The sequence below is a fragment of the Anaerolineae bacterium genome, assembly GCA_014360855.1.
Classification (GTDB): Bacteria; Chloroflexota; Anaerolineae; order JACIWP01; family JACIWP01; genus JACIWP01.
The window spans coordinates 1-8006 of sequence record JACIWP010000142.1 but is presented as its reverse complement, the minus strand read 5'-3'; the positions used below and the strand labels follow the sequence as shown (position 1 = coordinate 8006).

The window sequence follows — 8006 nt, the reverse complement described above, 5'->3', positions numbered from 1 at the left end:
ACTTGCTATTCCGCCCCATATCGTGTTACAATAATACGGGATAGGTGGGATAGATAATGAAACCCCTGATAACACAGCATAACACTGCGCAACATCATGCAGGGAGCGTTCGACTGTCCCACACCATGCTGTGATCGCACTGCGCCCGGAGGAGGCACGCATGAAACGGGGAAGGATACTGGTCTTGATCGGCATCATCCTTGGCCTGGTGACGACGGTCGCCGTCTTCATGATTCTGCGCAGTCCGGAAAAAGAGGCCGCCGGCCCTGCAGAGACGCCCAAACAAAAGGTGCTGATTGCCATCCAGAACATCGGCCAGGCCCAGCCCATTGACCCGGCCGCCGTCGAGCTCCGCGAGATGGAGCAGAGCCAGGTGCCTCCTGACGCAGTCATGAGCACCACCGACATCGTCGGCAAGCTGGCCGCCGTGGACATTGTGCAGGGCCAGATCATCCGGCGCGACATGATCACCGATAAAAAATCCATCGTGGAAAAGGGCATCAACGCTTCCTTCCTGATCCCGCCCGGCAAGGTGGCGGTGGCCTTCCCTATTGATGAGCTGAGCAGTGTGGCCTATGCCCTGGAGCCAGGCGATACCGTGGACATGCTCATCACCTTCAATATGGTGAGCGTGGACCCCGAGACGCAGATCAAGCTCCCGCTCCCCAAGACCACGGAAGAAGGTCAGATGAGCGAACCCATGGGCCAGCAAATCCCCCGCATGGTCACCCAGCTCACCCTGCAGGATATCACCGTGTTGAAAGTGGGGCCGTGGGGACAGGCGGCGGTGACGCCGGCCGCTACCCCGGAAGCTCAGCAACCGCAGGGCGCCTCACAGCAACAGGGGCAGGCCGGCGAACAGGTCACGCCGCCGGCCCCCACCATTATCACCCTGCTGGTCAGCCAGCAGGACGCGCTGGTGCTGAAATTCGCCCGCGAGGCCGGCGCCTCCATTGACTTCGCCCTGCGCAGTAAGAACGACCACGACATCGTGGAAACCGAACCAGTGACCCTGGAATACATGATCCGGCGCTTCAACATCCGCCCGCCGGAACGCCTGCCCTTCGCGGTCGAACCCCTTGGGGTAGGCGTGGGGACTGTGCCGGCCAGGTAACCCTGCTGGCCCATTATCTTCGGCTGGGAGGCGCGTACAGCTAACAATCACTACCACGTGGATATGGGATGGGTGAAGGGACATGACAGATGGCGAAGCCCGACGCATTCGCGTCCTCATCGTGGATGATATCCCGGAGACGCGAGAGAACCTGAAAAAACTGCTCTACTTCGAATCCGACATCGAGGTAATCGGCGCGGCCGCCAGCGGCGAAGAGGCGGTCTCCATGGCGCGTCAACTGACCCCCGATATCGTCCTGATGGACATCAACATGCCTGGCCTGGACGGCATCACTGCCAGTGAGATGATCACCCAGGAAGTGCCGCAGGCCCAGATCATCATGATGTCCGTCCAGGGGGAGGCGGATTACCTGCGCCGCTCCATGCTCGCCGGCGCCCGCGAGTTCCTTATCAAACCCTTCTCCACCGAAGAACTGGTGTCCTCCATCCGCCGGGTGTACGAGCTGGGGGCCGCCAAGCGCCAACTGCTCACGCAGGCGGTGGCCGCGGCCACCGGCCCGCTGGGCGTGCCCGCCGGCCCTCCGCCGGCGCCCCAGAACCTGGGCAAGGTCGTCGCCGTATACGCCCCGAAAGGCGGGGTCGGATGCAGTACCATCGCCGTGAACCTGGCGGTGGCCTTTAAGTCCATCCTCCCGGACAGCAAGGTGCTCCTCATTGACGCCGGCGTCCAGTTCGGCGGAGTGGACGTCCTGATGAACCTGCAGGCCCAGCGCACCATCGTGGACGTGGCCCAGAAGGTCACTGACCTGGACGCCGATTTCATTAACAGCGTCGTCACCAGCCACACCTCCGGCGTGAAGGTCCTGCTGGCCCCACCGCGGCCCGAAATGGGAGACCTGGTCAGCGCCTCGGACATGGAGAAAATCCTCGCGGAAGTCAAAAAATACTACGATATCATCGTGGTGGATACCCGCAACGTCCTCCACGATATGGAGCTGACCATCCTGGACGGGGCCGATCGCATTGTGCTCCTCACCACACCCGACATCCCGGCCATCAAGAACGTCAAGCTCTTCTTTGATGTGATCAGCGCCCTGGAATATCCGGAGGACAAGGTCTTGCTGGTGGTCAATCAGGCCGACCAGCGCAGTGCCATCCGTCCGGAAGACATTGAGCAAAGCCTGCGGCATCCCATCGCCGGCACCATCCCCGACGATGAGCGCCTGGCGTCCATCGCTGTCAATCAAGGGGTGCCGTTCGTCATGACGCACCGCAACAGCCCCCTGGCACATGCGGTGCTCGAGCTGGCCCAGCGCCTGGTGAATGAGCTTCAGCCGGCCGCGGCCCCCGCGCCGGCGCCGGCCGCCCCGCCGCGCGGCGGCACTGGTCTGCTGGGCAAATTCCTCAAACCATCCTGATGAAGGCCGAGGGAGCATATGTCCCTGCTCAAGCGCATCGAACAACAGTCCCAACAGCAGAAAGCGGAAAGCACCACCTCCAAGTTGGAGGAACTGCGCATCAAGCGCCAGCCGGCGCCCACTGCGCCGGAAGCCCGGCTCTCTGACATCAAAGCGCGCATCCAGGAACGGCTCGTGGCGGAGCTGGACCCGCGCGCAGACATCCTTTCTAATACAGAGGAGGTCAAGCAGACCATCGAAGAGCTGTTCCAGTCCATCCTGGAACAGGAGAACATCGTCCTGAGCCGGACAGAGCGCATGCGGCTCTTCGACCAGATTGTGGATGAAATCCTCGGTTACGGCCCTCTAGAGCCGCTCCTGGAAGACCCGACCATCACCGAGGTCATGGTCAACGGGCCGAAGAAGGTCTATATCGAGCGCAACGGCAAGATTGAGCGCACCAACATCGAGTTCGAGGACGAGGACCACCTGCGGCGCATCATTGACCGCATCGTGTCCCCGTTGGGCCGGCGCGTCGACGAAAGCTCCCCTATGGTCAACGCCCGCCTGCCCGACGGCTCGCGCGTCAACGCCGTCATCCCGCCCATCTCGCTCATCGGCCCGGTGCTGACCATCCGCAAGTTCGCCAAGACGCCCCTGCAGGTCGAGGACCTCATCCGCTTCGGCACCATCACACCCGAAGCGGTGGAATTCCTGCGCGCCTGCATCCTGGCGCGGCTCAACATCATCATCTCCGGCGGCACGGGCTCCGGCAAGACCACCCTGCTGAACGTTCTCTCCGGCTTCATCCCCAACGACGAGCGCATCATCACCATTGAGGATGCCGCCGAGCTCCAACTGCGTCAGGAACATGTGGTCACGCTGGAGGCCCGCCCGCCCAACATCGAGGGCAAGGGCCAGGTCACCATCCGCGATCTGGTCATCAACAGCCTGCGCATGCGCCCCGACCGCATCATCGTGGGCGAGGTGCGCGGCGGCGAGGCGCTGGACATGCTCCAGGCCATGAACACCGGCCATGACGGCAGTTTGACGACCTGCCATTCCAACAGCCCGCGCGATACGCTGGCCCGCATCGAGACCATGTGTCTGATGGCCGGCATGGAATTGCCCCTGCGCGCCATCCGCCAGCAAATCGCCTCCGCCATTGATCTCATCGTCCATCAGGAGCGCATGCGCGACGGCACCCGCAAGGTCGTCAGCATTACCGAGGTGCAGGGCATGGAAGGAGACGTTATCGTCCTCTCCGACATCTTCACCTTTGAACAAACGGGCATTGAGAACGGTAAGATCATCGGCCGGCTGAAGCCCACCGGCATCCGGCCGAAATTCATGGATCGCATTGAAGCCGCTGGCATCAAACTGCCGCCGGATATCTTCGGAGTCTCGGTGCGCTTCCGCTAGGCAGGTCAGCCAGCCGGCGCGGAGCAAGTGCTATGAACATGACGCTTCTGATTCCCATACTGGCAGGGCTCTCGGTAACCCTGATCGTGCTGGGGTTCGCTCTCGGCCGGCGCGCCGAACCTTCCCTCGAGGAACGGCTCGACCGCTACGCGACACGCGAGGTCGAGCTGATGGAAGAGCGCAAAAAGGGCAAGCTCACCGAAGAGGACAGCACGATCGCCGGCCGGCTCAACCGCGTCATCGTCAAGAAAGAATCGGCCGACAAGATCGCCGCGGAGCTGGCACGCGCTGACCTGAAGCTGAAGGTCTCCGAATACATCCTCATCAACATCGCCAGCATCATTCTCTTTGCCCTGCTCGGCCAGCTCATCTTTCGTTCCCCACTGCTGGCGCTGGCCTCGGGGGTGTTCGGGTACTTCGCGCCGCGGCTGTACGTCAAGCGCCGGCAGGCCCAGCGCCTGAACGCCTTCAACGATCAGCTTGGCGATGCCATCAACCTGCTGGCCAACTCCCTGCGCTCGGGTTACAGCCTGCTCCAATCCCTGGAAACCGTCTCCCGAGAAATGGCGCCGCCCCTCGCCACGGAATTCGCCCGCGTCGTCCAGGAGGTAGGGCTGGGACTTTCCATCGAGCAGGCTCTGGCCAATATGCTCCGGCGCGTGCGCAGTGACGACCTGGACATGATGGTCACCGCCATCAATATCCAGCACGAGGTCGGCGGCAACCTGGCGGAGATCCTGGAGACCATCAGCTTCACCATCCGGGAGCGGGTGCGCATCAAGGGCGAGATCCGGGTGCTCACCGCCCAGCAGATGCTGACCGCCTATATCATCAGCTTCCTGCCCGTCGGCCTGGGGTTGATCCTGTACGCTATCAACCACGAGTATATTGGTCTGCTCTTCAGTGAGCCGTGCGGCTGGATCATGGTGGTGGTCGGCGTGATTATCATCACCGCCGGCTACCTCGTCATCCGCAAAATCGTGGCCATTGAGGTGTAGGCCAGAGGAGGAATTGTCATGGCAGGGCTGTTGCCGCTCATCATCGCCATGGCCATCGGATTGAGCATCGTGCTCATATTCATCGGCATCTCCATGCCGCGCCCGGCCGACCAGATCCAGGAACGCCTGGTGGAATACGGCGGCCGGCCGCTCACCCTGGAGGAAATCGAGCTTTCCCAGCCCTTCTCGGAGCGCATCATCAAGCCGCTGATACGCGGCATGGCCAACCTCGTACTGCGCCTGGCCCCCTCCCGCAACATGGAAGCGCTCCAGCGGAAGCTGGAGATGGCCGGCCGGCCCAATAACTGGTCGCCGGCCGAATTCATGGGTGTGCGCGGCCTGGCCGGCATCCTGCTTGGCGTCATGGGCTTTATGCTGATGACCCTCGCCAAGGCAGACATCGGCCCCAAGATGATGATTGGCCTGGCCATGGCCGGCCTCGGCTACTACCTCCCCACCGCCTGGCTGGGGAGCAAGATCAAACAGCGCCAGCATAACATCATCAAGGCCCTGCCCGACGCGCTGGACCTGCTGACCATCAGCGTGGAGGCCGGCCTGGGCTTCGATGCCGCCCTGGCCAAGGTCACCGAGAAATGGGACAACGAGCTAACCCGCGAGTTCATGCGCGTCATCGCCGAAATGCGCGTGGGCAAGAAGCGCCGCGATGCCTTGCGGGACATGGCGGCGCGCGTGGACATTCCGGACGTCACCACCTTCGTGGCCGCCATTGTGCAGGCCGAACAACTGGGCGTGAGCATCGCCAAGGTCCTGCGCATCCAGTCCGAGCAGATGCGCATCAAGCGCCGGCAGCGCGCCGAGGAGTTGGCCCGCAAAGCCCCCCTCAAGATGATGTTCCCGCTGGTGTTCCTGATCTTCCCGGCCATCTGGATCGTCCTGATGGGGCCGGCCATCCTCATCGTCAAGAACTCCGGCGTCATCGGCAACCTCTGACGCCGGCGGAGCGGCTCCCTTGGACAGCACTGACCCACCGCGCCGGCCGGCCCACCAGGGCCTGGCCGGCGTCTGGCATGCCCTGCTGGACTGGCTCTTTCCCATCCACTGCCTGGGCTGTCATGCGCCCGGTGCCGCCATTTGCCCGACCTGCGCCGCCGGCATCCGCTATCCCACCCGGGCGATCTGCGCCTCCTGCGGTCAGCCGGCGGCGCTGACCCGGCCGGGGGAAATCTGCCGGCGCTGTCTGGCGAAGCTCCCTGCGTTGGATGGAGATTATGCCGCCGCTTTCGCCGTCGGCGTCCTGCGCCAGGCCATCCACCAGTTCAAATATGCCGGCCAAACCCACCTGGCCGGCCCCCTGGCCGAGATCCTGCTGACGTGGTGGAGCGAATTCGCCTTCCCGGTGGACCTGGTGATCCCTGTGCCGCTCCACCCCCTGCGGGAGCGCGAGCGGGGGTACAATCAGGCGCTCCTGCTGTCGCGCCGCTTCTGCGCCGGCACCGGCCTGCCCCACAGCGAGCACTCGCTCCAGCGCCACCGTCCCACCCGACCGCAGGTCGGGCTGAACGCCAGCCAGCGGCGCGAGAACGTCGCCGGCGCCTTCACCTGCGTCGAACCCGCCCTGGTGGCCGGCAGGCGCGTCCTGCTCATGGATGACGTGACCACCACCGGCGCCACCCTTTGTGCCGCGGCCGAGGCACTGCGCCAGGCCGGCGCGGAGGCCGTCTTCTCCTTCACCATCGCCCGTCCAATGCCTGGGTTGACAGACTTCTCGTTTCATGGTATATAACCCTTGCAGACGGGGACGTCTGGCCCTCAAGGTCGAGCAGTAATTCCCTCAGGAGAATGGTATGCCTGTTTGGTTCATCCGCGCGCGACGAAACCGATTTCGCCGGCCAGACCACCCGTCTGGGTAAATCGCGCGCGAGCGTATCTCAAGGCGCTGTACCCCTCACCCAGCACGGGTGAGGGGTTTTATTTTATCCCCTCTCAGAATCCAAAAGGAAGGAGGCTCAGTATTACGTATGGGTTTGAAAGGTGAGGTAAAGAAAGTGGTCCTGGCCTACTCGGGGGGCCTGGACACATCCATCATCGTCCCCTGGCTGAAGGAGAACTATGGCTGTGAGGTCATCGCCTTCACGGCTGATGTCGGCCAGGGCCCCGAGGAGCTGGAGGGTCTGGAAGAGAAGGCCAAGCGGAGCGGCGCCAGCAAGGTCTACATCGAGGACCTGCGGCGGGAATTCTTGGAGGAGTACGTCTTCCCGACCATGATGGCCGGCGCTGTCTATGAGCGGCAGTACCTGCTGGGCACGTCCTTCGCCCGCCCGCTCATGGCCAAGAAACTTGTGGAGATCGCGCACAAAGAGGGCGCGGACGCCGTCGCCCATGGATGCACCGGCAAGGGCAACGACCAGGTGCGGTTTGAACTGGGAGTCAAGGCCTTTGATCCCCGGCTCAAGATCATCGCGCCCTGGCGCGAGTGGCACATCCGCTCGCGCGAAGATGCCCTGGAATACGCGCAGGCGCACGGCATCCCCGTCAAGCAGACGAAGAAATCTATTTACAGCCGCGACCGCAACATCTGGCACATCAGCCACGAGGGCGGCCCGCTGGAGAATCCCTGGAACGAGCCGGAAGAGGACATGTTCATGCTGACGGTGGCGCCGGAGAAGGCTCCCGACACGCCCACCTATCTGGAAATTGATTTCGAGCGCGGCCGGCCCGTCGCCATCGATGGCCAGCGCATGGACCCAGTAACCCTGGTCGAGACGCTCAACAAGATCGCCGGCGCCAACGGCGTCGGGCGCGTCGACATGGTCGAGAACCGCCTGGTCGGCATGAAGTCGCGCGGCGTCTACGAGACCCCCGGCGGCACCGTCCTGTACACCGCCCATCGCGGCCTGGAGACCCTCTGCCTGGACCGCGATACCATGCACTTCAAGGACATGCTGGCAGTACGCTACGCCGAGCTGGTCTACTACGGCCAATGGTTCACCCCGCTCAAGCGCGCCCTGGACGCCTTCGTCGAGAAGACGCAGGAGCGCGTCACCGGCACCGCCCGGGTCAAGCTGTATAAGGGGAGCTGTACCATCGCCGGCGTCAAATCCCCCTACAGCCTGTACCGCGAGGACCTGGCCACTTTCGGCGCCGACCAGGTCTA

Annotated in this window: 7 protein-coding genes; all 7 read left to right on the top strand. The window is 63.4% G+C overall.

Annotation, left to right across the window (positions count from 1 at the left end; genetic code table 11):
• Positions 1–160 precede the first annotated feature (160 nt).
• Positions 161–1114, top strand: coding sequence for a Flp pilus assembly protein CpaB (gene cpaB / locus H5T60_08870; protein MBC7242543.1), 954 nt, complete (start codon positions 161–163; stop codon positions 1112–1114).
• Positions 1115–1196: 82 nt separating this feature from the next.
• Positions 1197–2492 carry a response regulator gene (locus H5T60_08865; protein MBC7242542.1) on the top strand — a complete coding sequence of 432 codons (1296 nt, stop codon included), beginning with the start codon at positions 1197–1199 and terminating at the stop codon, positions 2490–2492.
• A gap of 18 nt (positions 2493–2510) precedes the next feature.
• The gene (locus H5T60_08860; protein ID MBC7242541.1) at positions 2511–3893 is read left to right on the top strand and encodes a CpaF family protein; all 1383 of its coding nucleotides are present in this window, start codon (positions 2511–2513) and stop codon (positions 3891–3893) included.
• 32 nt (positions 3894–3925) lie between these two features.
• The gene (locus H5T60_08855) at positions 3926–4891 is read left to right on the top strand and encodes a type II secretion system F family protein (GenBank protein ID MBC7242540.1); all 966 of its coding nucleotides are present in this window, start codon (positions 3926–3928) and stop codon (positions 4889–4891) included.
• Between the two features lie 18 nt (positions 4892–4909).
• On the top strand, positions 4910–5842 hold the full coding sequence (locus tag H5T60_08850; GenBank protein ID MBC7242539.1) for a type II secretion system F family protein: 933 nt from the start codon (positions 4910–4912) through the stop codon (positions 5840–5842).
• 19 nt (positions 5843–5861) lie between these two features.
• On the top strand, positions 5862–6635 hold the full coding sequence (locus H5T60_08845; GenBank protein ID MBC7242538.1) for a ComF family protein: 774 nt from the start codon (positions 5862–5864) through the stop codon (positions 6633–6635).
• Positions 6636–6870: 235 nt separating this feature from the next.
• Positions 6871–8006 (top strand): argininosuccinate synthase (locus H5T60_08840; GenBank protein MBC7242537.1); only part of this gene is annotated, 1136 nt, incomplete at its 3' end.

Bases quoted from the DNA above. Each gene is read 5' to 3' on its own strand.
- cpaB (MBC7242543.1), top strand. From the start codon at position 161: ATGAAACGGGGAAGGATACTGGTCTTGATCGGCATCATCCTTGGCCTG.
- H5T60_08860 (MBC7242541.1), top strand. From the start codon at position 2,511: ATGTCCCTGCTCAAGCGCATCGAACAACAGTCCCAACAGCAGAAAGCG.
- H5T60_08850 (MBC7242539.1), top strand. From the start codon at position 4,910: ATGGCAGGGCTGTTGCCGCTCATCATCGCCATGGCCATCGGATTGAGC.
- H5T60_08865 (MBC7242542.1), top strand. From the start codon at position 1,197: ATGACAGATGGCGAAGCCCGACGCATTCGCGTCCTCATCGTGGATGAT.
- H5T60_08855 (MBC7242540.1), top strand. From the start codon at position 3,926: ATGAACATGACGCTTCTGATTCCCATACTGGCAGGGCTCTCGGTAACC.